Source organism: Marinobacter persicus, from assembly GCF_002934325.1.
GTDB classification, from domain to species: domain Bacteria; phylum Pseudomonadota; class Gammaproteobacteria; order Pseudomonadales; family Oleiphilaceae; genus Marinobacter; species Marinobacter persicus_A.
In genome coordinates this window covers 61,799-88,011 of the sequence record NZ_PTIV01000006.1, presented here as the reverse complement: position 1 = coordinate 88,011, position 26,213 = coordinate 61,799, and the positions used below count along the sequence as shown (strand labels likewise).

Below are 26,213 nucleotides of genomic sequence, written 5' to 3'. Positions count from 1 at the left end.
TGATTACGCCCCTTAACACACCCGGATAATGAACACTCAGATGCAACCAGCAATCAAGATGGCCCTGCGCATTGCACGCCAGGGTTCAGACTATCTCAAAGCCCATTTCGAGCGACAGGAAGCCAACGGCAAAGAAGAAGCCGACCGCAGCCGTCAGCTGGAGCGGGTAGAACAGTCCATTTACGACAACTTCGTCGAGCAACTGGAAAAGGCCTACAAGGACCACACCATTGCACCAATGGGCGAAGCCGATGCCAATGGCAGCGAAAAAAGCTGGCACATTTTCCCGGTATTGGGTCGGGAGAACTTCCTGCGGGGCATTCCCGAGTTTGCTCTAGCCCTCTCCCAAAAGAAAAATAACCGCACCGAAAATTTGCTGCTGGTTAACCCCGTCACCGGCGAAGAATACGCAGCAAGTCGTGGCCACGGCGCGGCACTGAACAGTCGTCGAGTCAGGACATCCGAGGTCAAACTGCCGGCCAAGGCAGCCATTGCCAGTAACCTGCTTGATCAGGCCCGCCAAGGGGACGACCCTCTTCTCTGGGGCGAAATGGCCGCCACAGTTGCCCGGGAAAGCGGCATGTTCCGTACTTCCGGCTGTGTAGCACTCGACATCGCAAGAGTCTCTGCCGGCCTTCTGGATGCAGCCATCATTTTCCGCCCGGAGCCTGAAGATCTGGATCTTGGCGTTACTCTGGCCATGGAATCCGGCGCACTCACCGGTGATTTCTCCGGCAATCCGTCGACCGGAGCAGCCCGCCAGTTAGTGGTCGCCAACCCCAAGCTGTTCCGCGAACTACTGAAAACACTGCACCCATTCCGCGGTCGCATGCCGAGGTAGAAAGGAACGACCATCCGCCCCATATCAGGCAGGCACAAAAAAACCGCCAGATCCAAAAGGATGGCGGTTTTTTTGTGCCTGAAGAAAAACCGGATGCTACATCCGGTTCAACCACTCTGGCGGCTCCTCACTCTCAGGCTCTTCACCAGTTCCCTCTTTAGCAGGAACAAGCAGGTCCTCTCGGCTTACACCCATCACCATCAGCATGTTCGCAGACACATAGATGGAGGAGTAGGTACCCACAACGACACCAATAATAAGCGCCAGGGCGAAGTTGTTGATCGCTTCGCCGCCAAACAGATACAGAGCCAGCAGCACCACAAGCGTGGTACCCGAGGTGTTAATGGTCCGGGTAATGGTTTCATGAATCGAGGCATTGATAATATCCCAGGATTCACCCACCCGCATCTTGCGGAAATTCTCACGGATGCGGTCTGCTACCACGATCGTATCGTTCAGTGAGTAACCAATAACCGCTAATAGCGCTGCCAGCACGGTCAAATCAAAGGTCCACTGGAACAGCGAAAAAACACCGAGCACAATGATCACGTCGTGAACAAGCGGAACCACCGCAGCGATACCAAATTTGAACTGAAAGCGCATGCCGACGTATATCAACACGACAGCCAAGGCCAAAAGCAAACCCAGGCCACTGTCTTCTTTCAATTCCTCGCCCACCTGCGAGCCAACGAACTCAGAACTGATCAACTCCAGTTCCACGCCGTCCTCACGCAGCAACGACGTGACTTCACGCGCCAATTGATCGTCTCCGGCCTCGGCCATTCGGATCAATACCGTCGTGTCTGCGCCAAAATTCTGGACCGAGAACTGCTCGTAACCCGCACCGTCCATTGCACCACGGATGGCATCCAGGTTTGGGGCCTCCACATACTCGAGCTCGACCGAAGTGCCCCCGGTAAAATCCATACCAAGGTTCAGACCACGAACCGCCAGCAAGGCGATGGAAGCCACCACCAGGGCAAACGAAAGCATGGACGCGGCTTTGCGCAGACCCATGAAGTCAAACGGTTTCTTCTCCATATCAGCCATTAGCAAGCTTCCCCCCGATTGACAGCTTCTCGACCCGGCGGCCGCCATATACCAAATTCACGATGCCGCGACTGACCAGCAAGCCAGAGAACATGGACGTCAGGATACCGATGCAAAGTGTCACCGCGAAACCCTTCACCGGCCCAGAGCCCATGGCAAAGAGAATCACTGCCACCAGCAACGTAGTTATATTGGCATCAAAGATTGAAACGAATGCCCGACCATAGCCGGAATTAATAGCCAACTGAGGCGGCGCCCCTGCCTTGAGCTCTTCTTTTATTCGCTCAAAGATCAAGACGTTGGCATCAACGGCCATACCCACCGTCAAAACAATACCGGCGATGCCTGGCAGGGTCAGTGTTGCCGATAGAATCGACATGCACGCTACCAACAACATCAGGTTCAGCACCAACGCCACATTGGCAATCAGGCCAAAGCCACGGTAGAACACCAGCATGTAAACCAGTACCAGACTGAAACCAAAGACCACTGACATGAAGCCAGCTTCGATGTTCTGTTGACCAAGGCTCGGACCAATGGTGCGCTCCTGGACAAAGTACATCGGAGCAGCCAGTGCGCCCGCTCGAAGTAACAGAGCCAGCTCCGCGGCTTCCGGGATGGAGTCCAGGCCGGTGATGCGGAAGCTGCTGCCAAGTGCAGACTGGATGGTTGCGAGGCTGATGATGCCCTTGTCGACCACCCGCTTCTCAACTTCCTGCATCTGGCCGTTCACTTCCCGCATCTGGGTTTCGGTGCCGTACTCAATGAACAGCACCGCCATACGGCGACCAACGTTATTGCGAGTGGCGCGATTCATCAGGTCGCCGCCCACGGAGTCCATGGTGATATTGACCTGGGGCTGGCCATTCTGGTCAAAGGCCTGCTGGGCGTTCGCCACGTTGTTACCGGTGGCGATCACGTCCTTCTCAAGACGAGCGGTTCGGTTCGGCTGGTCCCGGAAAGAATACTCTTCCGTTTCAGCTGACGGCGCATCCTGGCGTGCTTCCAGACGGAACTCCAGGTTCGCGGTAGAACCAAGCACACGCTTGGCCTGGGCAGTGTCCTGTACGCCGGGCAGCTCAACGATAATGCGGTCAGCCCCTTGACGCTGAACCAGTGGCTCGGCCACACCAAGTTCGTTAACCCGGTTACGGATGGTGGTCAGGTTCTGCTCCAGAGCGTATTCCTGAATGGCTTTCACTTCCGTTTCGGACAGGCTGAGCGTCAGCAGGTATTCGCCATCTTCTGTCCGGCTTTCATCCAGCAGGAACTCGTTATACTGATCACGAACCAAGTCGAACGCTTCAGTTCGGGACTCTTCATCCCGGAAACTGAACATCAGCGCCCGATTATTTTCAATATCGCCACCGCGGTAACGAATCCTCTCTTCACGCATGTCACGCTTGATCTGGCCAGCCAGGGCTTCCAGACGCTGCTGCAAGGCGGTTTCCATATCGACTTCCAGCAGGAAGTGCACGCCGCCACGCAAATCCAGACCCAACTTCATGGGACCGGCGCCCAGGCTCTGCAACCAGCCCGGCGTGGAAGGGGCCATATTAAGCGCCGCCAGGTAGCGGTCACCGATGGCCTCCTGAACAATCGGACGAGCCCGCAACTGAGCCTCAGAGCTGGTCAGGCGGATCAACGCGTCCCGGTCTTCCAGGGTGCTGGACTTAACTTCGATGTTTTGTGCGTCCAGTGCATCCAGCGCCCGGTCCAACACTCGCTGATCCACTTCAGTACCACCACGGGCACCGGTAATCTGGATGGCGTAATCATCAGGAAAGAAGTTGGGTAATGCGTAAATAAACCCGATCACGAGCGCAGCCACAATGACCAGGTTTTTCCAGAGAGGAAACTTGTTCAACATGGGATTCCTTTAAGCCGGCGAGAGATCCGGCCGTCATTTTCAGCCAGTAAAAAAAGCAACGGGCGCCTGATGCGCCCGTAATGAACCAGCTCAGATATCCTTCAGTGTGCCTTTTGGCAGAGCTGTCGCGACAGCCACTTTCTGGACCTTGATTTCAACGTTATCGGCCACTTCCAGCACGATGAAGTCATCAGCCACCTTGGTGATGCGACCGGCAACACCGCCGGAGGTTACCACTTCGTCGCCTTTGTTCAGGCCAGACATCAGGGCTTTATGCTCCTTGGCACGCTTGGACTGCGGACGCCAGATCAGGAAGTAGAAAATGGCAATAAAGCCGGCAAAGAAGATAACTTGGCCGATCACGCCCATACCACCTGCGGGGGCACCTTCCTGCGCCAGGGCAAGAGCGGGCATCACGGTCAACAGGCCGGCGATGAGCAGTTTCATTGTTTTCATTCAGGTTCTCCGTTAGTTAACTGGTCTTCGATTAAAACGTGAGCAGAATCAGCCCAGCGGCGGTACGGTTTCACCCCGTAAGGCATAGAATTCGCTTATAAAGTCGGACAATGTACCTGCTTCGATTGCCCCACGCAATCCACTCATCAGGTTCTGGTAGAAGCGCAGATTGTGGATGGTGTTGAGCTGGGAGCCAAGCATTTCACCACACTTGTCCAGATGGTGCAGATAGCTGCGCGAAAAGTGCTGACAGGTGTAGCAATCGCATCGTTCATCCAATGGTCCGGTATCGTGACGGTGCCGCGCATTACGGATTTTTATAATACCGGTGGATGTAAACAGATAGCCGTTCCGGGCGTTCCGGGTGGGCATTACGCAATCGAACATATCAATACCACGACGTACCGCTTCAACGATATCCTCCGGACGCCCCACGCCCATCAGGTAGCGGGGCTTGTCTTCCGGCATCTTTGGCGGCAAGTGGTCGAGAATGCGGATCATGTCTTCTTTGGGCTCGCCCACCGAAAGGCCGCCAATGGCGTAGCCATCAAAGCCAATGTCGGTCAGCCCTTGCAGTGAACGCTCACGCAAAGGCTCGTACATGCCGCCTTGCACGATGCCAAACAGCGCTGCCGGATTGCCTTCGTGGGCTTTCTTGCTGCGCTCGGCCCAGCGCAGGGACAACTCCATGGACTCTCGGGCCTGCTTTTCGGTGGCCGGGTATGGAGTGCACTCGTCGAAGATCATCACAATATCGGAGCCCAGATCACGCTGCACCTGGATCGCAATTTCCGGTGACAGCTCAACCTTGGAGCCGTCCACTGGCGACCGGAAGGTTACGCTCTTTTCCGTAATCTTTCGCATATCCCCCAGGCTGAATACCTGGAAACCACCGGAATCGGTCAGGATTGGCCCCTGCCACTGGGTAAAATCGTGCAGATCGCCGTGGGCCTTGACCACCTCGGTGCCCGGGCGCAGCATCAGGTGGAAGGTGTTACCCAGGATGATTTCAGCGCCAATGGCTTCAATGTCCCGGGGCAGCATGCCTTTCACGGTGCCGTACGTACCCACGGGCATGAACGCGGGGGTTTCCACGGTACCGCGAGGAAAAGTCAGGCGACCGCGCCGGGCCTTGCCGTCTTCCCCGAGTTTTTCAAATGACATAAAACAGGACTGACTCACGAAGGCTCTCCCTTGGAATCTGTGTGACCGGCTGCCAGCCGACCCAGGCTGGGCTGCTGACCGATCAGGAACATGGCGTCGCCATAGCTGAAGAAGCGGTAGCGCTGGGCCACCGCCTCACGGTAGGCGGCCATGGTATTGTCATAGCCGGCAAAGGCGCTGACCAACATGATCAGCGTGGATTCCGGCAAATGGAAGTTGGTAATCAGGGCGTCTACCGTCTGGAACCGATAGCCCGGATAGATAAAGATGTTGGTTTCGTCGCGGAAAGGCTGCAACTGGCCGTCGCGACTGGCCGATTCCAGCGAGCGAACCGAGGTGGTGCCCACGGCCACCACCCGGCCGCCCCGCTCACGGGTGCGACGAACCGCTTCCACGGTTTCCTCCGGCACCTGGGCCACCTCACTGTGCATCACGTGGTCTTCAACGTTATCCACACGCACCGGCTGGAAGGTGCCGGCGCCCACATGAAGGGTGACGTAGGCGAATTCAATGCCCTTTTCTTTCAGCCTGGCCAGCAATGGATCATCAAAATGTAGACCTGCCGTCGGCGCCGCCACGGCCCCGGCTTCCCGGGCATAAACAGTCTGATAGCGCTCCCGGTCCGATTGCTCGTCTTCACGCTCCATATAAGGCGGCAATGGCATGTGGCCAATGCGCTCCAGCAGGTCCAGAACCGCTTCCTGCCCCTCATGCACAAACCGGAAAAGCGCATCCTGACGCTCCACCATGCGCAACTTCGAGCCGTCTTCCAGAACGATGGCCTGCCCTACTTTCGGCGACTTCGACGCACGGGTATGGGCCAGAAACTCCTGCTCACCCAACAGGCGCTCCACCAGGATTTCAACCTGCCCACCGGTTTCCTTACGGCCAAACAGGCGCGCCGGAATCACCCGCGTGTTGTTGAACACCAGCAGGTCACCGGGCTCAAGCAGGTCCGGCAAATCGGTGAATTGCAGGTGTCGGGTCTGGCCGGTGGCGCCATCAAGATTCAGGAGGCGTGAAGCGCTGCGTTGTTCAAGCGGATAGCGGGCGATCAACTCGTCCGGCAGATCAAAATGAAAATCGGAGACGTTCATGGGTCGGGTTATTCAGAACGCCGCAGGGCGCGGCCGGATAAATGGTAGCGGCGGGCGGACTCGAACCGCCACGGGTTTTACCCCAACGGATTTTGAATCCGTCGTGTCTACCAATTTCACCACGCCGCCATTGGAGAGTGGGTGAATTATACTGACCCTGAACCTGAAAGCAACCGGGCCACGGCGAAATTTACCGTGGCCTCATGCTGTTAGAGGCGATCAAAGAGCGACATGCGGGAGACCTGAGCGAAGGATTGTTGGGCCGCCTGCAGCACGAAGCTCTGGAAGCTCAGGTTACTGATGGCCTCGGCGTAATCCACGTCCTGCAACTGGGAGCGGATTTCCTTGGTGTAGAGGCCCGAATCCTCCAGAAACGCGGTGGTGGATTCCACTGCATTCAGACGGCCACCCAGCTCGGTCTGTTTGAGGATGATCTTTTCCTGGGCGTTGTCCAGGTTGGTCAGAGACTCAGCGATCAAAGCATCGTATTCGGCGTTGCCACGATCATCGCCCTTGGCGATGCCCTCAAGACCGTCTATGAGGTTTTCTATTGTGCCGAAGACAGACTGTCGGTCACTGATACCCAACGTATAGGTATCGCCATCCTGGGCATCATTAACCGTCATTTTCATGCCCGCCACTTCAAACTCCTCGCCAGCCACTGCGTTCACTGGTTCGGTCGGAATAGTGGCCCCGTTTCTCGGATCGGTAACGGTGACTTCCAGCACACCCGCGTTGTCGGTGACACTCACCACCAAATCATCCGGCGCTCGGCCAGAAAAGGCATCCCGAAGGTCCTTGGGTGCAACGACCTCAAGACCAGACACGTAACCGGCAGCATCGCCAGTACCGCCATCGGAAGTATCCGTCACTGACACCGCCTTGGCTACATCCACGAAAATACCCTTGCCATGATCACTGATCGGCACGGTAACGCCATCGTCAATTTCCAGAACCCGCTGGCCTTCATCGCCCTGATACTGCCAGTCACCGGCGCCATCCTTGGCAAAAGCGGGAGTCTGGCCCTGGAAGCCACTGAAAATGTATTCACCGGACGCATCGCGGCTATTAGTGATGTTAGCCAACTGACTCAGGCGCTCTTTAAGTTCGGCTGAAATCGATTCCCGATCATTGGTGGACAACGAACCGCTGCCCGCCTGTACGGTCAGTTCACGCACCCTCTGAATAATATCCACAGAGCTGGCCAGCGCACTTTCTTCCTGCTTGAGGCGGTTATCGGCCAGATTAGCGTTCCGCTCGTAGGTGTCCACGCGCTTGAGCTCCTGATCGAGCTTCAGGATACGCGCCGCCGCCACCGGATCATCCGAAGGCTTGTTGACCTTCTTGCCAGTGGAAATCTGTTGCTGGGTGTCCACCAGGTTGCTGTTAATACCCTGCAACCGGTTAATCCCGCCGTTAAAGATCTGTTGTGATGAAATACGGATCATCGTCAGTTACCTCTGCCCTTAGCGGAAGCTTTGCAGCAACGTGGTGAACAGGTCCTGCGCCACCGACATCACCTTGGAGGAGGCATTGTAGGCGGCCTGGTACTGGATCAGCTTGCCGGCTTCTTCGTCCAGATTCACGCCGGAGACCGATTCGCGCTGGTTGTTGGACTGTTCCAGCAAAGTGGAGCTTGCTTCTTTATCCAGCTGGCTCTGGCGGGTTTTCACGCCAATGTCTTCCACCAGACCGGCATAGCCCTCGGTAAAGTTCTGGGTGCCGCCATTCATGGTGTTGCGGGTACCCAGAGATGCCAGCAATTCGGCATTGCGGTTATCTGAAATGCCGTTGTCGTTGTATTCAATGGTGAAAACATCGCCATTGGCCGGCTCGCCGGTCATCTCAAACTGAAAGCCCTGATATTCGGGGTCCAGCGTTGAATCACTGAAAAAGGTATTGATCTTCTGGGGATCGTAATCATTACCGGAAATGATCGGTGTAGGATTACCATCCTCATAAATCTCGTATTCAAGGGTGCCGCTGGCCGTCTTGTCGCCAAAGGTAATTCTCAGTGGGCCATTGGCCAATTCGCCACTGTTCCGGAACCCGTCAAGCAGAGCATTGTTATTGGGGTTACGGACATTGAGCATGGTGCCCTGATTAATCTCACCAGTACCCAGGTTGTTTTCCCGAGTCTCGGTGGTAGCAGGGTTATAGCCACCTTCCCGCGCCCGGATCGGGCTGGCAAACGCCAGATCCTCTTCCCGGCGGATGTTCATGCCGATGTTTTCAGCCGCATTTCTGCTCGGCTGGATCAGGTACTTGTCGCCGGCATTGAAGTCACCACCTTCCACGCGAATATTGAAGCCTGGCATGGAGATTTCAGACTGTACCGGGTTCGGCAGCCGGCCCTGACGAACCGTCTCACCGCTTTCGGTGTTAATCAGTTCGAAATTTCGGCCATCCCCGGTAAATTGCAGTGACCAGGTCCCCGCCGGCAGTTCAGTGCTGTCTGTAATTTCCACCGCCAGTTGGGCATTCTTCGGTTCAGCATTATTGGCGTTGGCCACAACCCGGCTGCGCTCGGCAGCTTCGGTGTTGATATCGGTAAAGAAATTCCCACCCAGATCACCTTCCAGGTCCATCCCGATCTCGTGCTGATGGTTGATGGATGCTGACAATGCAATCGCGAGGCGGCCCAGTTCATCAAAGGCCGGCTTCAGGGCCTCCTGATCAAAACGCCGCAGCCCACCGAGCTTGCCACCCTTGATCTGGTCGTCGACCAGCAAGGTACGACCGCCGGTCTCAAGGGTGAATTCGAGTCGGCTGGGGTCTTCAGCGCTGGTGCGTGTTGAGAACTGCGCAGAGTTGTTGCCAGTAACCAGCGACAGGCCATTAGCCAGGGAGACGTTGATCTGGCTACCCTCAGTTTCGGCAACCTTGATGCTGACCAATTCCGACAGCTGACGCAGCTTTTCATCACGCTGATCCATCAGTTCGAGCGGCATCTTACCCTGGGCAACCCCGGGGGACTCGGAAATAGCCAGATTCAGCTCCGCAATGCTTCGAATCAGCGAATTGGCATCTTTCACGCCTTGCTGCATCTGGGTCTTGATGGATTCGCGCTGCTGGATCAGCTCCTCACTCAACCCTTGGAAACGATTGACCACCTGCTGACCTTCACTCAATACCAGCTGACGCTGTGGCAAGGAGGTGGGATCTTCGGCTGCGTTCTGCATAGCAGCGAAGAAGTTGTTCAATGCGTCATTAAGACCCGTATTTTCGCCACCCAAAAGGTTATCAAGCCGGCTCAGCTCAGCATTCAATGTCTGCTGCTCACTGTTGAGCATGGTGTCTTCACGCAACTGCTGCGTAATGTATTCGTCCGCCAGGCGCCGAATATTGGACACGAACACACCACTGCCGATGGTGCCGGCACCGGTACGCTGACCCTCCTGGGTTTCAAACTGCACTTCCTGGCGGCTGTAACCCTGGGTATTGGCGTTAGTAATGTTGTTGGCGGTGGTATTCAGAGCAGCCTGATGACCCAGCACACCGGTCAAACCAATTCCGATCAATCCTGCCATGACCCGTTACTCCTCTGTACCTGTGCCGCGCATGGACAGCGTCATCGCTGCGCTGCGGCTCATAATGCTGCGAATCTTGGAGCCGTACTCTGGATCCGTCGCATATCCAGCTTCCTGAAGCTTGTCCGCGAAGGCCTCTGGCTGATCTGCCGAAGACAACACATCCTTGTAGCGCGGGTTGCTTTGCAGGAAATCCACGTAATCCCGGAAGCTGGCTTCGTAATCGTCATAAGCCCGGAAATCCGCCCGCTCTTTCATGGGCACACCACCCCGGAACTCAGTGGTGGTAATGGTGACGGCGTTGCCGCTCCAGCGGCTGTCGGCCTTGATGCCGAACAGGTTGAAGCTGGGTTCATTACCATCGCCTTCAATCATGTGTCGACCCCATCCGGTTTCCAGGGCCGCCTGGGCCACCATCAGTTTGGGATCGATACCGCTTTCCTTAGCGACTTTTTCAGCCACTGGCATCAACTCAGTCACGAAATGTTCCGCGGACTCAAATGTCGCTGGCAATTCTCGGGCGTCCGCCGGCAAAGCTTTGCCGCTGGCAGCGACTTTCTTGTCCGCCGCCACGGCACGGGAAATCTCATCCACTTCCGACAACTGTTTCGGCAACTCCCGGGAAATCGCCGGCAGACTGCGATCGTAATCAGCAAGTGTGCTTTTATGGCCAGCGAGCTTTCCGCCTTCGCTGTCCATGCCAGGAATCTGCTGGCTCAGCTGGCGCACCAGCGCCTCGGCCAAGCCGGTCCCGGTGCCGCCTGCCATGCTCAGGCTCACCTGGCTGTCGAACATATCGCGATAGGTATTGGCCTCGTTGCTGTTGAGGTAGTTACCTTCAGCAAAGGCTTCACCCGCCTTGCGCATGGACTTGAGCATTTCCTGAAGGAACAGGCCCTCAAACTGTTTGGCCACCTGTTCCAGGGCCGCTTTCTTGTCCGTGCGGGCCTGGGCTTTCATGGCGTTTAGGCCTTGAAAGTCGGTATATACCTGGGCTTGTTGTACGCGATAGTCCTGCATGGTCACACCTAGATCACAATCAGCTCGGCACGCAGAGAGCCGGCCTGTTTCAGTGCCTCAAGAACCGCCATGACATCCCCGGGGGCAGCACCCACCTGGTTCACGGCCTGGACAATCTCATTCAAAGTGGTTGCCGGTCCGAACTTGAACATACGCGCCGGCTCTTCGGTAACCGCAATCTGGGTATCCTGCTCCACCGCAGTCTGGCCCTCGGCAAACGGATTGGGCTGCTCAACCTGCGGGTTTTCCTGGATGGTGACCGTCAGGTTGCCGTGGGTAATCGCCGCCGGGCTGACTCGCACGTTCTGGCCCACCACGATGGTGCCGGTCCGGCTGTTAATCACCACCCGGGCAGAGGCTTCGGCCGGATCCACCTCAATGTTCTCCAGGATCGACAGAAAGCTGACGCGCTGGGACGGATCGCGGGGAGCCCGTACAGAAACCGAGGTGGCGTCGTGGGCGTAGGCCATATCCGGACCCAGGCGATCATTGATGGCCTCGACCACCCGCCGAGCGGTTGTGAAGTCCGAGCGCAGCAGGTTGAAGGTGATGGTATCGCCACGGGTAAAGGGCGAGTCCACTTCGCGTTCAATGGTTGCGCCGTTGGGGATGCGGCCCACACTCGGCACGTTCACCGTAATCTTTGAGCCATCCTGTCCCTGGGCGCCAAAACCGCCAACCACCAGGCTGCCTTGTGCCATGGCGTAAACCTGGCCATCGGCGCCCTTGAGCGGCGTCATCAGAAGGGTGCCGCCGCGCAGGCTGTCTGCGTTACCGATTGAAGACACGGTAATGTCCATTTCCTGCCCCGCCTTGGCGAAAGGAGGCAAGGAAGCACTCACGGTGACCGCAGCAACGTTATCCGAACCGGGGTTGACCCCATCCGGCAGGTTGACGCCAAACTGGTTCATCATGTTGCGGATGGTCTGGTTGGTGTAGGGACCGGAATCGCCAGTGCCATCCAGACCCACCACCAGGCCATAGCCAATCAGCTGGTTATTACGCACACCCTTGACCTTCGCCATGTCTTTGAGGCGATCCGCCATCACCGGGGAGGCAGATACGCAAACCAGGACGAAGACAGCTACCAACTTGCGGATCATAGTGGCCACCACTCGCTGTTGAAGAAACGGGCCAGCCAGCCCATCTGATTAGCCTGGTCGAAATCACCGGTACCGCCGTAGGCGAAGCGGGCATCGGCAACACGGTTGGAAGTAACGGTGTTGTCGGGCTGAATATCCTGGGGACGCACCAGACCGGTCATACGGATGTATTCATCGCCGTTGGTCAGCGACAGCCACTTCTCGCCCCGTACCCGAAGCACGCCATTGGGCAGCACTTCCACCACAGTGACACTGATGCTGCCTGCCAGGCTGTTGCTCTGATCGGCCTCAGCCTTACCTCCAAAATCACGTTCCATGTCAGCGGAAGCGCCCAACCCAATATTGCCGTAGCCAAAAATGTTCGGTTCCGCCAGACCCAGTTGCTGGTCCTTGGTAATGGTGGTTTCCGCGTTCTTACTGGCAGTGGTGGATTCCCGGAGCACAACGGTCAGGACATCACCCACATTCAGAGCCTTGGTATCGCCGTACAGGTTGTAATTCCGGGACGCCTGGAAAATAGCGCCAGAGTCCGGGTTACGCTGCATCATCGAGTGAGCCCGAACCGGTGCATACTGAGGATCGTTCGGCTCTGCCCGCGGGCGGGTCATGGCCGTACAACCCTGGAGCAATACCAGAGCGCCAACCAATGCCAGGGTGGCGGGGCGTTCGGTGTTGATGATTCGACGAAGGCTTTTCATAACTTAACCAATATTGTTGGTAATGAACTGAAGCATCTGGTCAGTGCTGGACACTACCTTGGAGTTCATCTCGTAGGCGCGCTGGGTGGTGATCATATTCACCAGCTCTTCCACCACTTCCACGTTTGACGATTCAATAGTGCCTTGCTCAATGCTGCCCAGGCCTGCAAGACCCGGCTCCCCTTCCCCGGGATCGCCGCTGGCATTGGTGGCCTTGAACAGGTTGTTACCAATGGCCTGCAGGCCCTGCGGGTTAATGAAATCCACCAAAGTGACCTGGCCCAGGTTGATCGGTGCGGCCTGGTCGTCCGTCACCGCGGTCACAGTGCCGTCCTTGCCAATGGTGATGTTGGTGGCGTTCTCCGGCACATTGATGTTCGGTTGCAGTGGGAAACCATCAGGAGTGACCACGTCGCCATCCGAGTTCAGTTGGAACTGGCCATCGCGGGTGTAGGCAATCTGGCCGTCCGGCATTTCAATCTGGAAGAAACCACGACCGTTTACTGCCATGTCCAGAGGCTGCTCGGTCACCTGCAGGTTACCCTGGGTAAACTGCTTGGCCGTGCCAACAACCCGCACACCGGTACCCAGTTGGAGGCCGGATGGCAGCTGGGTGTTTTCTGTATTCTGTCCACCCGGCTGTCGGTTCACCTGGTACAGCAGATCCTGGAACACCGCCCGGTCACGCTTGAAGCCGGTGGTATTAACGTTCGCCAGGTTGTTGGAGATCGTGGACATGTTGGTGTCCTGTGCGCTCAACCCGGTTTTACTGACCCAAAGTGCTGGATGCATGGTTTTACTCCTTACCTTCTGCCACTTGGCCGACAATTCTTTGCCGATTTTTTGGCAGCCGGTGCGATTAATTCAGTGTTATCAGAGATTCTGCAAAAGCCGTGCCGAGGCCTCGGAATTCTCTTTGGCGGTCGACATCACCTTCACCTGCATTTCGTATTGTCGGGACAACTGCAGGTTGGAAATCATTTCTTCCACGGCATTCACGTTGGAACTCTCCAGAAAACCGGTCGCCACGCGCATGGAAGCATCCGCAGGTTCTTCACCATCCAGCGCCTGATCCGGTTTTCTGCGAATAAAACCGTCCTCACCTTTTTCCAGGGCATCCGCCGGGGGGTTGACCAGCTTCAGGCGATCGATTTCCACCATCTGGTCTGGCGGCCCACCAGCCGGAACAATCGAAATAGTGCCGTCGTTACCGATCTGGATATTGTCGTAGGGAGGCAAGGCCACCGGCCCGCCATTACCCATGACCATCTCACCGCTGGAGAGACGCATCAGGCCGTTCACATCCACCTGGAGGCTGCCACTTCGGGTGAAGACTTCTTCGCCCTGGCCGTTCTGGACCGCCAGCCAACCGTCACCTTCCAAGGCGACGTCCAGTTTGCGACCGGTTTCCTGTAGGGCGCCGGAAGAAAGGTCGGTACCCGGGCGCTCGGTCATGGCATAGGCGCGGGTGGGCTGTCCGTCGCCACCAAATACCGGCATGCTGCGGGCCTGGGCAAAATCCTTCTTGAAACCGGTGGTATTAACGTTAGCCAGGTTATTGGCGTGGGCACGCTGGGCCATCATGTTCTGCTTGGCGCCAGACATTCCAATATAGAGGGCTTTGTCCATGGGCAAACTCCTGCCGGAAATTTGACTGTTTCCAGTATTCCTGCAGGAGTCGTGCCATGTTTACATGGAGGGACTATTAGCGGAGGTTGATGATGGTCTGGGTGACCGCATCGGAGGTTTCAATGGTCTTGGCGTTGGCCTGATAGTTACGCTGCGCAATGATCAGGTTAACCAGCTCCTCGGAGAGATCCACGTTGGATTCCTCGACCGAGCTGGAGGCAATGGCGCCAAGGGTGCCTGTGTTTGGCTTACCAACGACAGGCTGGCCCGACTCGAACGTTTCAACCCAGGCGGTATCACCCACTGGCGACAAGCCGTCGGTGTTGCTGAAGGTCGCCAACGCGACCTGCCCCAGCTCGTTGGACTGACCGTTGGTGTAGCGGGCGAAGATTACCCCTTCATCCGACACATCCAGGCCGGACAGACGGCCAGTGGTATAACCGTTCTGCTGCTGGTCGTTTACACCAAACGCGGCGCCGTACTGGGTGGTGTCGCCCAGGTCAATCACAAAGGCGGAGCTTGTTGGTGGCTCAGGAATCGGGCTAACCACCGCATTCGGATCGGCCGGGGGACCATCGGCACCGTTCGGATCGCCATTGGGATCCTTGGGCACCCAGTCGGTAACAATGATCTCACCATTGGGATCGCCATTGATGGAATCCAGATTACCGTCCTGGTCAAAAAGTGCAGTGTACGGGTCACTGTCCGTACCACCGACCAACTCACCGTCAATCTGAAGGTAAACCGACCACTCGCTCTGCCCCACACCGTTACCTGGCGACGGTTGTTTGACATAGAACTGAGTCAGTTCATGGGAATTACCCAGGCTGTCATACACGGTTGTGGACGTAGCATGATTGTAAGTGCGCTGATCAAGTGGGTTAAATGGATTAATTACCTCTGGATCAGTCGTTGGAAAGTCAGCAACCAGTGGAGAGCCATCTGTGGAGGTAACACCGTCTACATTACGGTCCGTGGTAATCTCGACCTGATTCTGGGTGGCTACTGTCGCAGTATTAGAGGCATCCCCCCATACAACGGAAAGTGACTCGCCTGAACTATCGCGAATATCAAGGTCACTGCCATTAACGCTGGCAGAGATTGAAGAGTTACCGAGATTCGAAATTTCGGTGGCCAGTTCGTCCAACGTCGTTACGCTACTGGTATCAACTGTCACGCCATTGACACTGATTTCAAGAGTATTGTTATCAATCAGATCCTGAAGCGTGTTGGTACCAGCGGTATCAGCACTGGCAATAGTTGCTGTGGTCGTACCGGACGCATTCACACCCGGTGCGGCACGCAAAGCCTCTGCCACTGAGTTAGCGGAAGTGATCGGATTTGGCATTGTGACAACGGAATTGGCAGAGCCGTCCGCATAACTGAAGGTAAACTGCTCGCCATCAGTGAATGCGCTGGTTGGATAACTGAAATTCTTAACCCGACGTTCCAGCACAGATTCGCGGCTATCCAGGTTGAGATCCGTTTGCAGGTTAGTAGTGCGACGGGGCGAGAGGTTATCGGTCGCGATCTGCAGGTCGCCACGAACACCCGAGATGTTGCCATCATCGTCCGCCGTAAACCCCTGCACCTTCATGTTCTGGTTGTTAACGACATAGCCTTCTTTATCAATGCCGAACTGGCCTGTCCGGGAATAACGGGTCTCGCCACCATCGCTGAGCACAAAGAAACCATCACCATCAATCGCCATATCCAGGCCATTATCGGTAAAGCTGATGTTGCCCTGACCGAACTGCTGCTGGATATCCTGAACCGTGACGCCGTCGCCCACCGGGTTGCTGCCGGAGCTCAGGAAACCGTTGGCGTAGAGATCGCCAAACTGGGCCCGGCTGCTTTTGAAACCGACGGTGCTGGCGTTGGCAATGTTATTACCGGTGACGTCCAGATCCACCTGTGCGGCGCGAAGGCCGCTCAATCCTGTGTTAAATGCCATGACTCATACCTCCTGGTCGGACGCCAGTATCAGTTAATTTGTTTGACTTCGGACAGCGGCAGGGAGCCCATGCCGGCCAGATTCAGGGTGATGCTGCCACCCTGGCCAAGGGAGACACTGTCCACGTTGGCACTTACCATGGTGCCCAGCTGTTCCGTACCAGATGGATAGGAACCCTCTGCCTTGATCACATAGGGGCCGGGCGGCAAGGAATTGCCGTTGCCATCTTTGCCGTCCCAATCGAAAGACACCACACCCGGTTCACTGCTGCCCATATCAATCTGGCGGACCAGCTCGCCGGACTTGTTCATGACTGATAGCCGAAGGCCACCGGTAGACGCAGGCACATCAATGGTCCCGGTCATAGAACCATCGTTACCCAGAATGCCAACGTTTGAGGGCGCGAGGACGCTCTTGCCCACCATCGCCGAGGCCTGCAATGCCTGGCTGGAGCGGAACTGGCCAGCCACATCGTCGACAGTGCCGGAAAGATTCTGCATTTCCTCCAGGGAGCTGAACTGGGCCAGCTGGGCCACAAAGTCGCCATTTTCCTGGGGCTTGAGCGGGTCCTGGTTCTTCATCTGGGCCAGCATCAACTCCATGAAAGCGTCTTTGCCAAGCTCGCTGCCGCCCTTGGCCTGCTTGTCCTGCTGGATCTGAAACTGGCTCAGTACGTCTGAGGCTGCTGCGGAATTCACTGCGCTCATGATTATCTCCTACCTAATTACTGCTGACCCAGTGTCAGAACACGCTGCATCATGGATTTGGTGGCGTTCATCACATCCACGTTCATTTGGAAGCTTCGGGACGAGGACATCATGTCCGCCATCTCTTCCACCACATTCACATTCGGGTAATACACGTAACCGTCTTCATTGGCGGCCGGATGATTTGGCTCGTAGCGCATTTGCAGCTCGGCATCGCTTTCAACAATGCCTTCCACCTTCACGCCAGCCCCCGGCCCCTGATCGCCGCTGGAACCAAAGGCTTGCTGTCCCGGGTTCAGCATGGACTGCTGAATGGCGGCAAACACCGGCTTTCGAGCCCGGTAGGTGGTTTCAGTGCTGGAACTGGCCGTTTCCGCATTGGCAATGTTCGAGGCCGTGGTATTCAGGCGCAGCGACTGCGCGGTCATGCCGGAACCTGCGATATCAAAAATGTTGCCCAGTGACATGACTGTCTCCTTCAGAAATCAGTTAATCGAGGCTTATTCGCCCTTCAGGGCCTTTTTCAGGCCGGCAAACTTGCTACTGAGAAATTCAAAACTCGCCTGGTAATCCATGGCATTGCGCATGAAACGGGTTTGTTCGCTCTGCGCCTCTACGGTATTGCCATCGATGGACGGCTGATTCGGCGTACGGTAAAGCAGATCGCCATCGGCGCCAGGGCTGGAGGTATCCATGTGACCACTGTTGGTCGTGCTCATATTGAAACCCGACATGGAGTTCTGGGCTTTCTGCATCATCGCCTGAAAATCAATGTCGCGAGCCTTGTAGCCCGGGGTATCTGCGTTGGCGAGGTTGTTTGCCAATACCTCGGCACGCTTCACACGGGCCTGCAGTGCGTGCTCGTGGATACCCAGCGCGTTGTCGAAACTGATTGCCATCTTTGCCTCCGGAAATCTGCAACGGCCTCCGGAATCGTTGCCGGTTTGCCGCTTTTGCGTTCTGCCAGAGGAAATGCAAGGGTGATGCCAGAATTAGAAAAGCCCGCAACGGTGCGGGCTGGCGGGGAGGTGATCAAATTTCAGGCGGCATAAAACCGACGGGGGCGAAACAATACGGCAAAGCCTTTCCTACCGGTCAAGGCTCTGACGATACTCAACAAATTCACTGTTCTCCGGCCGTGGCACACGAGGCTTTTCCGCAATCACCGAGCCGGTATAAAGAAACCCGACGATGGACTCAGCCTCATCCAGACCAAGCGCCGAGTGGACACTCTGGGCATAAGCGACCGGGCCGGTACGCCACATGGTGCCAAACCCGGCATCGTTTAAAGCCAGGGATAGCAGGGTCATGCCGCTACCGGCGGCCAGGATCTGTTCGACCTCGGGGACCTTCGGATGCTGCTTTGGGGATGCGATGCCAACGATAATCATCGGTGCCCGCAGGGGGGCATTTCGTGCTTTTTTCAGCTCCTGCTCCGTGGCATTGTTCGCACAGGCACCGGCAAAAGCCTCACCCAGCTGGGTGAGCGCCTCGCCCTCCAGAACCAGGTAGCGCCATGGCCTCAGCAGGGCATGGTCCGGTGCCCTGCCCGCACACTGGAAAGCCTGCTCCAACACCTCCTTTCCCGGAGCAGGTGCCTGCAATCGGGGTTCGGAGGTGCGATTCAGCAAAAACCGGGTAACCGTACTCATATGCTCTCCCGTCCCGCCTCAGCGGTCCAACTTATTGGCGAACCAGCCGGGGCCCGGGTCCGTCCGCCGGGCTGGTACTGCGCCAGGGGTTAATATCCAGTCCTCCCCGACGAGTGTAACGCGCGCACACCATCAGCTCCGATGGCCGGCAGTGTTCCATCAGGTCGGTAAAGAGAGTTTCCACGCAATGCTCATGGAAATCCTGCTTCTGGCGAAACCCAACAATGTAACGCAGCAGGCCGGCCGCATCGATTTTCGGCCCGGTATAGCGAATCAGCACCGTTGCCCAATCCGGTTGGCCAGTCACCGGACAATTACTTTTCAACAGGTGGGAACACAGCTGTTCTGTCACCGTATCGCCATCCGCTGAGAGGGATTCAGGGGCATACTCGTAAACCACGTTTTCCACCGGCAGGTCGTCAATCAGGTCGTAGCCTTCCGGTCGACCAACAGCAGGCGCCCCTTCATCCACACTGTGCACCAACACGTGGACAGCGGCACCACAGGCACTGGAGAGGTCCATTTCCATGGTGTGCTGGACCTGCTCAATCGAGGAAAACACCGCCTGATTGAAGGAGTTCAGGTATAGCTTCAGTGATTTACTCTCAATAATGGCTGGCGAGGCGGCCGGAAAACGGATTTCCGCCCAGGCCACCGCGGGCACACCACCAGGGCGCAGCCAGGAAATTTCCCAGGCCTGCCAGAGATCTTCCCCAAACCACGGCCAACGACCATCGTGAAGGCCGATGCGGCGACGATTTTCTTCCCGGGGAACCGGAAACAGCAGTGTGGGATCGTAGCGATCCGGGTAGTCGCTGGTTTTGCCCAGCGGCGCCTTGTCCAAAGCCATGAATGAGGTATCCAACGTGTCAGTGACGAATGCCCTTGCCCTTTGCCAGCATACGAAGCGCAACAGTGGCAAGCAGCACAATAAAGACGAGAATCATACCAAGAGAAACGAACGGATTAACGTCCGAAACACCCAGTATGCCGTACCGGAAGCCGTTCACCATATACAGGATGGGGTTGACCATCGATACGCCGCGCCAGAAATCCGGCAGAAGCTCGATGCTGTAGAAGACACCCCCCAGGTAGGTCAGGGGCGTCAGGATGAACGTTGGCACAATCGAGATATCGTCAAACTTGGTGGCCAGCATGGCATTGATAAACCCACCCAACGAGAACAGCGCCGAGGTCAGGAACACCGTGATAACCACCATCGGCAGGTTATGAATCGACAGATGGGTGAAACCCAGTGACAACAGAGTCACAATCAGCCCGATACTCAAACCGCGGGCCATACCGCCGGCCACGTACCCGGCCAGAATGGTCCAGTTGGGCACCGGCGACACCAGCAACTCTTCAATGCTGCGCTGGAATTTCATGGAGAAGAAAGAAGACACCACATTGCCGTAGGAGTTGGTGATCACCGCCATCATGATCAGCCCCGGCACAATAAACTGCATGTAGTCATACCCACCCATGTCACCAATCCGGGAACCGATCAGGTTGCCGAAAATAATGAAATAGAGGGTCATGGTGACCGCTGGCGGCAGCAGTGTCTGTGCCCAGATACGGGTAAAGCGGCGAACTTCCCGGACAACGATCGTGACAAAGGCCACCCAGAGTGCTTGCCAAGTCATGCCCGCACCTCCCCGGCCGGCCGATTTTCGCGAGCGTTATCCTCCACCATTCGCACAAACAGCTCTTCCAGGCGATTGGCCTTGGTACGCATACTCAGCACCCTGATTCCGTTCTTTTCCAATTCCGTGAACAGCGGATTGAGCCCCTGCCCTTTGGTCACCTCAACTTCCAGGCTTCCTTCATCATTCAGGATACACCGGTAATCCGCCAGATCCGGGGCAGCATCCAGAGGCTCAGCGGTGTCCAGCAGGAAAGTTTCCACGCTCAATTGCTGCAGCAGTTCCCGCTTGCTGGTGTGGCGGATAATCTCGCCGTGATCAATGATGGCAATATTCCGGCACAGCGCTTCGGCCTCTTCCAGATAGTGGGTCGTCAGAATGATGGTGGTGCCCTGACGGTTCATCTCTTCCAGGAACTGCCACATGGAGCGGCGCAACTCGATATCCACACCAGCGGTGGGCTCATCCAGAATCAACAACCGCGGCTCATGGACCAGCGCCCGGGCAATCATCAGCCTGCGCTTCATTCCGCCGGATAACATGCGCGCGGGGGTGTTGCGCTTATCCCATAGCCCCAACTTTTTCAGGTATTTTTCCGCCGAGACACTGGCCTGCTTAAGCGGAATGCCATAGTAACCAGCCTGAGTGGTGACAATATCAAACACTTTCTCGAACTGGTTAAAGTTGAACTCCTGGGGCACCACGCCCAGATTCAGCTTGGCACCAGCCAGGTCGGTGTCGATATCATGGCCAAACACACGCACCGTGCCTCGGGTTTTGTTCACCAATGATGAGACAATACCCAGCGTGGTGGATTTGCCGGCCCCGTTCGGACCCAGGAGGGCAAAAAAGTCACCTTCCTTTACTTGCAGATCAATGCCCTTGAGCGCCTGAAAGCCATCACCGTAGCTTTTATGCAGACCCTCTATTTCGAGTGCACAGGTCATAAATCCTACCGTTATCAACGAAAACAGCCCGCACAGGCGGGCCATAAGAATAGAGTGCTATTTAGTTGAGGCGTCAGGCGTAAATTCAAGGGCCACCGGCGAAAATGCCAGTTATCGACCAATCAGGCGCCCCAGAGACCAGCGTGGCTCGGTGCCGGCTACTTCGTATTTGGTGGGATCCAACCCCCCGGTGCCATCGGGTAGGCATGCACGCACGGTCAATGTCTCAGAGGGAGGACGGGACTCGTTAAAACGAGCGAGGTCGATAACCCGTGAGGATTTCAGAGGGTTGTGGTCGGCATCCTGCATTACCATCACCCGAGGCCAGAGGCGGCGCTCTGGCGAGTGTGAGACCACAATGCCCCGCTGGCCGTCAGACAACTCGACCAGTGAGCCGGTCGGATACACGCCAATACCCTGAATGAAGTTTTCGACCAGATCTTCCTGAAATTCGATGTTGCGCATTTCATAAAGAAGCGCGACGGCCTTGGCTGGCGTCAGCGGGGCGTGATCCTCCCGTGGAGCGATCAACGACTCAAAAAACTCTGCGATACCGGCCACTTTTGCCAGCACCGGAATACGGTCACCACGAATACCCTTGGGAAAACCGGAACCGTTGTGCCGCTCCCGGTGGTATTCGACAACAGCCATTACCGCCCTGGGCAGACCTGCCTCCTCCAGCATCTCCACACCACTGGTAACATAGCTGCGATAACGGGTGTAATCATCCTGGGACAGCTGACGCTCGTGTCGCAACAATTCCCGGGGCAGCGTGGTCTTACCCACTTGAGATAGCAGACAACCAAGCCCGAGATGATTAAGCAGTTCCTCTTTGAGGCCCAGTTGCCGACCACACACCAATGCCCAAACGGCGGTGTTGAGGGCGTGCCGATAGATAAAGTCGTCAAACTGACGGGTCCGGCTCAGCCACAACAGGGCGTCCGGTTGGCGAATCACACTGTCCACCATCTTGCGGGTCACTTCGGCAGCGGGGCGAAGGTCCGCCGTCTCCCCAGCCTGGAGCGTCTCCCAGGTTTTCTGTAAGGCCTGTTCGGCATCGGCAAGCAGTCGCTTGGACGCTTTCAGTTCCTTATCCAACGTGGTTTCGGTGCCGTATTTGACGGGCTGGCGGATATTCAGTGGGGGTAACTTGAGCTGCTCCCGCCCTTTCCCCCGCAGCGCAGACTGCTTGCCAAACCCAGCGCTCTTGACTGCTGTGGAGCTTCGCCCCTCTTCCACATCAATCATGACCCAACGACAGTGGGAAATGAGGGCCTGGATATCGCTCTGGGAACGGATATGGAAGCCCTGAATGGGAAATGGTGTTTGATGCCATGGTCGATCAAGATCTGACACAAACATGCCAATCTCAAGATCATGCACCGCTATTCGCTGCTGTTGGACACCCACCACGCACCTCTTCAATATCGCTAAACTCCTTTTAGCAATATAGCGCAATAATCGCCCGGCTACTTAAGACAATATGCCGCACTGTGAATACCCTCACAGGCAGCCTGTGAATCAATCAACAGTTCTCGAACTGAAGCCCCAGGCCATCGTTGGTACGGCGCACCACACACATCTCCAATACGGGTGCGGGTACCGGCAAACCCTGTACCTGAACGGTCACCCGATCACCCAGTTCCGGGCGGAAGGTGTCGTCCTCCATAACGATAAACAGCCCGCCATCAGAAATGTCACTGGTGTTGAAAAAGAACTCACCAAAACTCTGGTGAACGATTTTTACCCGCGCGTTCATCGCCGTTCGAACATGCTGCCTGCGATCCTCTTCCGCCATAACCCGAAATTCCTGTTTATTTTTTATTCCCAATATTGATTGACGGCAAGCATAACAGGAATTTTAGAGAGAACATGCCGGAATGCCTTGACTACAATCTGATTGCCAATGAGAATAGTTACCGTTTTTAATAAAGCGCAGTCCTGTCCACTGCCGTTTCTACCACTACAAGGAGCAACACCATGCGTATGAAGCTCGCCGCAACCGCTGCAATGGCCCTGGCCACCCTGCCGCTCAGCGCCTCCGCTGATGGCGAAGTCAACATTTATTCCTACCGTCAGGCGTTCCTGCTGGAACCCCTGCTGGACGCCTTCGAGAAGGAAACCGGTATCGAGTCCAACGTTGTCTTCGCCAAGAAAGGCCTGGCGGAGCGCCTGGAGCGCGAAGGCCGCAACAGCCCGGCGGACGTGGTCATGACCGTTGACATTTCCCGCCTGAACGAGCTGGTTGAGCGTGACCTTGTTGCTGGTGTTGAAACCGACACCCTGAAAGAAAACATTCCGGAAAACCTGCGTCACCCGGAAGGTAAGTGGTACGCACTGACCACCCGTGGCCGTCTGATTTTCGCCTCCAAGGAGCGCGTTGAAAAAGGTGAAATCACCACTTACGAAGAGCTGGCTGACGACAAGTGGGAAGACCGCATCTGCACCCGTAGCGGTAAGCACCCGTACAACATTGCCCTGTTCTCCTCCATGATCGCTCACCACGGTGAAGAGAAAACCGAACAGTGGCTGGAAGGCGTGAAAGACAATCTGGCCCGCAAGCCCCAGGGTGGCGACCGCGACCAGATCAAAGCGATCGCCGAAGGTGTGTGTGACCTATCCATCGGCAACAGCTACTACTATGGCAAGATGCTGCAGGATGAGAATCAGCGACCAATCGCTGAGCAGGTTTTCCTGGTGTTCCCGAATGACGAAGGCCGTGGCACCCATGTGAACATCTCAGGCATCGCCCTGACCAAGAGCGCGCCGAACAAGGAAAATGCCATCAAGCTGATGGAGTTCCTGTCATCAGCGGAAGCTCAGCGCATCTACGCTGAAGCCAACTTCGAATACCCGGCAAACCCGGACATCAAGCCTTCCGGCATTGTCGCTGAATGGGGCGAAATTCATCCGGACGACCTCTCTCTGCAGGAGATTGCAGAACACCGCAACGCCGCAGTGAAACTGGTTGACCGCGTCGACTACGACGGCGAGTAAAACCAAACAAAGCGGGGTACTTTCGGGTACCCCGCTCTGCTTTTAGGCGCCTGAAACTGACACGCATCATTGCAGGAAACTCAACCACGATCTAGAATCGCAACCTTTCTCATCTCCACTAACGCAACAGGACCACCATGACCGAGGTCGCTACCAGCGCTAATCCCGGGCTTACCCAGCCGTTGCTGGCCAAACGCACCTCCAAGCGCTGGATGATCAGCGCCCTGCTTACCACAGCGATTGTCGCCCTTCCCGTGCTGTCGGTCCTGTTTATTGCGCTGTTCCCGGAAGAGAACATCTGGCCCCACCTGATCAACACCACCTTGCCCCGTTATCTCACCACCACCCTCCAACTGATGCTCGGTGTTGGCGTGTTGACGCTGGTCCTTGGGCTGGCAACCGCGTGGGCGGTGACCATGTGCGAGTTCCCCGGCCGCAAATTTTTCGAGTGGGCCCTGTTACTGCCCTTCGCCATCCCGGCTTATGTCATCGCCTATGTATACACCAGCCTGCTGGACTATGCCGGGCCGGTGCAGAGCGCGTTAAGGGACTGGTTTGGCTGGGCCAATGCCACTGAATACTGGTTCCCGGAAATTCGCACCCTCGAAGGTGCAATACTGATGATCAGCCTGGTGCTGTATCCATACGTTTACCTGCTGGCCCGTGCTGCTTTCATGGAACAGTCCCCTTCCCTCTTCTCGGTTAGTCGCAGCCTGGGGCACTCACCTCTGAGTACTTTTTTCCGGGTGGTGCTGCCCATCGCCCGGCCGGCCATTGCCGTAGGCCTGTCACTGGTGCTCATGGAAACCCTGAATGATTTCGGAACGGTGGATTTCTTCGCGGTCCAGACGCTCACACGCGGCCTGTTCGACACCTGGATGAACCTGGGCAACCTGGGCGGCGCCGCCCAGATCGCCACCACCATGCTCATCTTCGTTGTCATCCTGGTAACCCTGGAGCGTTACTCGCGGCGCCGGCAGCAACAATACGCCGCCCGAGACAACCGCGACCCAATCCACCGCTTTACCATGTCGTTTCCACGCCAACTGATCTGTGTGGCGACCTGCGCCGTGCCTTTGATTTTTGGTTTCCTGATTCCCGCAACAACCCTGGGCTACTACGCCTGGGACTATTTTGATGAAAGCTGGACACCGGATTTCATCGAAAACACCTTCAACAGCCTTTTCCTCTCCAGCGCAGCCGCGCTCACCACCCTGCTGATTGGCGTCACCCTGGCCTACAGCCGCCGCCTGCATGACACCCGTGGCATGCAGATTCTCATGCGCCTATCCAGCCTTGGTTATGCAATGCCAGGCGCCGTGCTTGCGGTGGGTGTGATTGTACCCTTGGCCGGTTTCGATAACTGGCTCGACAGCCTGATGCGGGACTACTTCGGGTTCAGCACCGGCCTGTTGCTCAGTGGCAGTGCCTTCGCACTGGTCTTTGCCTATACCGTCCGCTTTCTGGCGGTATCGGCCGGCAGCGTTGAAAGCGCCTTACAGAAAGTCACTCCCAGCATGGACATGGCCTCGCGCTCCCTTGGCCACACCCCGGGTAACACCCTGCTGAAAGTGCACCTGCCGATGCTTAGGGGCACTTTGGTGACTGCCGCACTGGTGGTGTTTGTCGATTGCATGAAAGAGTTGCCCGCCACCCTCATCCTGCGCCCTTTCAATTACGAAACCCTGGCAACCTATGTGTACCAGTTTGCCTCGGATGAAATGCTGCAACACAGCGCGCTTCCGGCCCTGATTATCGTTCTGGCGGGCATCATCCCCATACTTCTGATGAACCGCTCCATCTCCAAGTCCCGGACAATGGCCTGACTCCGCCACGATCAGGCCGCAACATAAGC

At 56.5% G+C, this 26,213-nt stretch carries 25 protein-coding genes and 1 tRNA gene; 3 read left to right on the top strand and 23 right to left on the bottom strand.

Translation table 11 applies throughout. From position 1 onward, the window contains the following. The first annotated feature begins 40 nt into the window (after positions 1-40). A complete protein-coding gene (locus BY454_RS05260) occupies positions 41-841 on the top strand; it encodes an inositol monophosphatase family protein (protein ID WP_104415724.1) in 801 nt (266 codons plus the stop codon). 96 nt (positions 842-937) lie between these two features. On the opposite strand, the gene secF is transcribed toward BY454_RS05260, so the two are convergent. The 23 genes from secF to BY454_RS05145 all read right to left on the bottom strand — a co-directional run bounded on the left by secF (position 938) and on the right by BY454_RS05145 (position 23,159). Next, positions 938-1,891, bottom strand: a complete 954-nt coding sequence (gene secF, locus BY454_RS05255) for a protein translocase subunit SecF (RefSeq protein WP_104415725.1) — start codon at positions 1,889-1,891, stop codon at positions 938-940. Then, on the bottom strand, positions 1,884-3,761 hold the full coding sequence (secD, locus tag BY454_RS05250) for a protein translocase subunit SecD (protein ID WP_104415726.1): 1,878 nt from the start codon (positions 3,759-3,761) through the stop codon (positions 1,884-1,886). Before secD ends, secF begins: the two co-directional genes overlap by 8 nt. 90 nt (positions 3,762-3,851) lie before the next feature. Beyond that, the gene (gene yajC / locus BY454_RS05245; RefSeq protein ID WP_104415727.1) at positions 3,852-4,217 is read right to left on the bottom strand and encodes a preprotein translocase subunit YajC; all 366 of its coding nucleotides are present in this window, start codon (positions 4,215-4,217) and stop codon (positions 3,852-3,854) included. 48 nt (positions 4,218-4,265) lie between these two features. Continuing rightward, the gene (gene tgt, locus BY454_RS05240; protein ID WP_104415728.1) at positions 4,266-5,381 is read right to left on the bottom strand and encodes a tRNA guanosine(34) transglycosylase Tgt; all 1,116 of its coding nucleotides are present in this window, start codon (positions 5,379-5,381) and stop codon (positions 4,266-4,268) included. A gap of 14 nt (positions 5,382-5,395) precedes the next feature. Further along, positions 5,396-6,478, bottom strand: a complete 1,083-nt coding sequence (gene queA / locus BY454_RS05235) for a tRNA preQ1(34) S-adenosylmethionine ribosyltransferase-isomerase QueA (protein ID WP_104415729.1) — start codon at positions 6,476-6,478, stop codon at positions 5,396-5,398. A gap of 42 nt (positions 6,479-6,520) precedes the next feature. Continuing rightward, positions 6,521-6,607 (bottom strand) — tRNA-Leu (locus tag BY454_RS05230). A gap of 80 nt (positions 6,608-6,687) precedes the next feature. After that, on the bottom strand, positions 6,688-7,926 hold the full coding sequence (gene flgL / locus BY454_RS05225; RefSeq protein WP_104415730.1) for a flagellar hook-associated protein FlgL: 1,239 nt from the start codon (positions 7,924-7,926) through the stop codon (positions 6,688-6,690). A gap of 18 nt (positions 7,927-7,944) precedes the next feature. Then, positions 7,945-10,008, bottom strand: a complete 2,064-nt coding sequence (flgK, locus tag BY454_RS05220; RefSeq protein ID WP_104415731.1) for a flagellar hook-associated protein FlgK — start codon at positions 10,006-10,008, stop codon at positions 7,945-7,947. 6 nt (positions 10,009-10,014) lie between these two features. Beyond that, entirely contained in the window at positions 10,015-11,028 is a 1,014-nt protein-coding gene (gene flgJ, locus BY454_RS05215; protein WP_104415732.1) for a flagellar assembly peptidoglycan hydrolase FlgJ, read from the bottom strand. Positions 11,029-11,036: 8 nt separating this feature from the next. Continuing rightward, positions 11,037-12,131 (bottom strand): flagellar basal body P-ring protein FlgI, encoded by a 1,095-nt coding sequence (locus tag BY454_RS05210; RefSeq protein WP_104415733.1) that lies wholly within the window; start codon positions 12,129-12,131, stop codon positions 11,037-11,039. Further along, on the bottom strand, positions 12,128-12,829 hold the full coding sequence (gene flgH, locus BY454_RS05205; RefSeq protein ID WP_104415734.1) for a flagellar basal body L-ring protein FlgH: 702 nt from the start codon (positions 12,827-12,829) through the stop codon (positions 12,128-12,130). The genes BY454_RS05210 and flgH overlap by 4 nt, the downstream gene beginning before the upstream one ends. Positions 12,830-12,832: 3 nt before the next feature. Continuing rightward, positions 12,833-13,621, bottom strand: a complete 789-nt coding sequence (gene flgG / locus BY454_RS05200) for a flagellar basal-body rod protein FlgG (protein WP_104415735.1) — start codon at positions 13,619-13,621, stop codon at positions 12,833-12,835. 81 nt (positions 13,622-13,702) lie between these two features. After that, on the bottom strand, positions 13,703-14,458 hold the full coding sequence (locus BY454_RS05195) for a flagellar basal body rod protein FlgF (protein ID WP_104415736.1): 756 nt from the start codon (positions 14,456-14,458) through the stop codon (positions 13,703-13,705). Between the two features lie 76 nt (positions 14,459-14,534). Further along, on the bottom strand, positions 14,535-16,412 hold the full coding sequence (locus tag BY454_RS05190) for a flagellar hook protein FlgE (RefSeq protein WP_104425543.1): 1,878 nt from the start codon (positions 16,410-16,412) through the stop codon (positions 14,535-14,537). A gap of 29 nt (positions 16,413-16,441) precedes the next feature. Further along, positions 16,442-17,119 (bottom strand): flagellar hook assembly protein FlgD, encoded by a 678-nt coding sequence (locus BY454_RS05185; protein ID WP_104415738.1) that lies wholly within the window; start codon positions 17,117-17,119, stop codon positions 16,442-16,444. Between the two features lie 17 nt (positions 17,120-17,136). After that, positions 17,137-17,586, bottom strand: a complete 450-nt coding sequence (flgC, locus tag BY454_RS05180; RefSeq protein WP_104415739.1) for a flagellar basal body rod protein FlgC — start codon at positions 17,584-17,586, stop codon at positions 17,137-17,139. 33 nt (positions 17,587-17,619) lie between these two features. After that, the gene (gene flgB / locus BY454_RS05175) at positions 17,620-18,018 is read right to left on the bottom strand and encodes a flagellar basal body rod protein FlgB (protein ID WP_104425542.1); all 399 of its coding nucleotides are present in this window, start codon (positions 18,016-18,018) and stop codon (positions 17,620-17,622) included. Between the two features lie 189 nt (positions 18,019-18,207). After that, entirely contained in the window at positions 18,208-18,771 is a 564-nt protein-coding gene (locus BY454_RS05170; RefSeq protein WP_104415740.1) for a nitroreductase family protein, read from the bottom strand. A gap of 31 nt (positions 18,772-18,802) precedes the next feature. Next, on the bottom strand, positions 18,803-19,621 hold the full coding sequence (gene queF / locus BY454_RS05165) for an NADPH-dependent 7-cyano-7-deazaguanine reductase QueF (RefSeq protein ID WP_104415741.1): 819 nt from the start codon (positions 19,619-19,621) through the stop codon (positions 18,803-18,805). A gap of 19 nt (positions 19,622-19,640) precedes the next feature. Continuing rightward, a complete protein-coding gene (locus BY454_RS05160) occupies positions 19,641-20,414 on the bottom strand; it encodes an ABC transporter permease (RefSeq protein ID WP_104415742.1) in 774 nt (257 codons plus the stop codon). Then, on the bottom strand, positions 20,411-21,361 hold the full coding sequence (locus BY454_RS05155) for an ABC transporter ATP-binding protein (protein ID WP_104415743.1): 951 nt from the start codon (positions 21,359-21,361) through the stop codon (positions 20,411-20,413). The genes BY454_RS05160 and BY454_RS05155 overlap by 4 nt, the downstream gene beginning before the upstream one ends. Positions 21,362-21,472: 111 nt before the next feature. Next, complete coding sequence (locus BY454_RS05150; RefSeq protein ID WP_104415802.1) at positions 21,473-22,771, bottom strand: HD-GYP domain-containing protein; 1,299 nt, start codon at positions 22,769-22,771, stop codon at positions 21,473-21,475. 115 nt (positions 22,772-22,886) lie between these two features. Next, positions 22,887-23,159, bottom strand: coding sequence for a PilZ domain-containing protein (locus BY454_RS05145; protein ID WP_104415744.1), 273 nt, complete (start codon positions 23,157-23,159; stop codon positions 22,887-22,889). Between the two features lie 182 nt (positions 23,160-23,341). On the opposite strand from BY454_RS05145, the gene BY454_RS05140 reads away from it, so the two are divergent. Both BY454_RS05140 and BY454_RS05135 read left to right on the top strand, forming a co-directional pair. Continuing rightward, on the top strand, positions 23,342-24,358 hold the full coding sequence (locus BY454_RS05140) for a Fe(3+) ABC transporter substrate-binding protein (RefSeq protein ID WP_104415745.1): 1,017 nt from the start codon (positions 23,342-23,344) through the stop codon (positions 24,356-24,358). Positions 24,359-24,495: 137 nt separating this feature from the next. After that, positions 24,496-26,184: an ABC transporter permease gene (locus BY454_RS05135; RefSeq protein ID WP_104415746.1), complete on the top strand. Its 1,689-nt coding sequence runs from the start codon at positions 24,496-24,498 to the stop codon at positions 26,182-26,184. The last annotated feature ends 29 nt before the right edge of the window (positions 26,185-26,213 follow it).

Bases quoted from the DNA above. Each gene is read 5' to 3' on its own strand.
- flgJ (WP_104415732.1), bottom strand. From the start codon at position 11,028: ATGCAGGACTATCGCGTACAACAAGCCCAGGTATATACCGACTTTCAA.
- secD (WP_104415726.1), bottom strand. From the start codon at position 3,761: ATGTTGAACAAGTTTCCTCTCTGGAAAAACCTGGTCATTGTGGCTGCG.
- flgG (WP_104415735.1), bottom strand. From the start codon at position 13,621: ATGCATCCAGCACTTTGGGTCAGTAAAACCGGGTTGAGCGCACAGGAC.
- queF (WP_104415741.1), bottom strand. From the start codon at position 19,621: ATGGCTTTGGACAAGGCGCCGCTGGGCAAAACCAGCGACTACCCGGAT.
- yajC (WP_104415727.1), bottom strand. From the start codon at position 4,217: ATGAAAACAATGAAACTGCTCATCGCCGGCCTGTTGACCGTGATGCCC.
- secF (WP_104415725.1), bottom strand. From the start codon at position 1,891: ATGGCTGATATGGAGAAGAAACCGTTTGACTTCATGGGTCTGCGCAAA.
- BY454_RS05260 (WP_104415724.1), top strand. From the start codon at position 41: ATGCAACCAGCAATCAAGATGGCCCTGCGCATTGCACGCCAGGGTTCA.
- BY454_RS05170 (WP_104415740.1), bottom strand. From the start codon at position 18,771: ATGAGTACGGTTACCCGGTTTTTGCTGAATCGCACCTCCGAACCCCGA.
- flgB (WP_104425542.1), bottom strand. From the start codon at position 18,018: ATGGCAATCAGTTTCGACAACGCGCTGGGTATCCACGAGCACGCACTG.
- flgK (WP_104415731.1), bottom strand. From the start codon at position 10,008: ATGGCAGGATTGATCGGAATTGGTTTGACCGGTGTGCTGGGTCATCAG.
- BY454_RS05140 (WP_104415745.1), top strand. From the start codon at position 23,342: ATGCGTATGAAGCTCGCCGCAACCGCTGCAATGGCCCTGGCCACCCTG.
- BY454_RS05190 (WP_104425543.1), bottom strand. From the start codon at position 16,412: ATGGCATTTAACACAGGATTGAGCGGCCTTCGCGCCGCACAGGTGGAT.
- BY454_RS05210 (WP_104415733.1), bottom strand. From the start codon at position 12,131: ATGATCCGCAAGTTGGTAGCTGTCTTCGTCCTGGTTTGCGTATCTGCC.
- BY454_RS05155 (WP_104415743.1), bottom strand. From the start codon at position 21,361: ATGACCTGTGCACTCGAAATAGAGGGTCTGCATAAAAGCTACGGTGAT.
- flgH (WP_104415734.1), bottom strand. From the start codon at position 12,829: ATGAAAAGCCTTCGTCGAATCATCAACACCGAACGCCCCGCCACCCTG.
- tgt (WP_104415728.1), bottom strand. From the start codon at position 5,381: ATGTCATTTGAAAAACTCGGGGAAGACGGCAAGGCCCGGCGCGGTCGC.
- BY454_RS05145 (WP_104415744.1), bottom strand. From the start codon at position 23,159: ATGGCGGAAGAGGATCGCAGGCAGCATGTTCGAACGGCGATGAACGCG.
- BY454_RS05135 (WP_104415746.1), top strand. From the start codon at position 24,496: ATGACCGAGGTCGCTACCAGCGCTAATCCCGGGCTTACCCAGCCGTTG.
- flgL (WP_104415730.1), bottom strand. From the start codon at position 7,926: ATGATCCGTATTTCATCACAACAGATCTTTAACGGCGGGATTAACCGG.
- queA (WP_104415729.1), bottom strand. From the start codon at position 6,478: ATGAACGTCTCCGATTTTCATTTTGATCTGCCGGACGAGTTGATCGCC.
- BY454_RS05160 (WP_104415742.1), bottom strand. From the start codon at position 20,414: ATGACTTGGCAAGCACTCTGGGTGGCCTTTGTCACGATCGTTGTCCGG.
- flgC (WP_104415739.1), bottom strand. From the start codon at position 17,586: ATGTCACTGGGCAACATTTTTGATATCGCAGGTTCCGGCATGACCGCG.
- BY454_RS05195 (WP_104415736.1), bottom strand. From the start codon at position 14,458: ATGGACAAAGCCCTCTATATTGGAATGTCTGGCGCCAAGCAGAACATG.
- BY454_RS05185 (WP_104415738.1), bottom strand. From the start codon at position 17,119: ATGAGCGCAGTGAATTCCGCAGCAGCCTCAGACGTACTGAGCCAGTTT.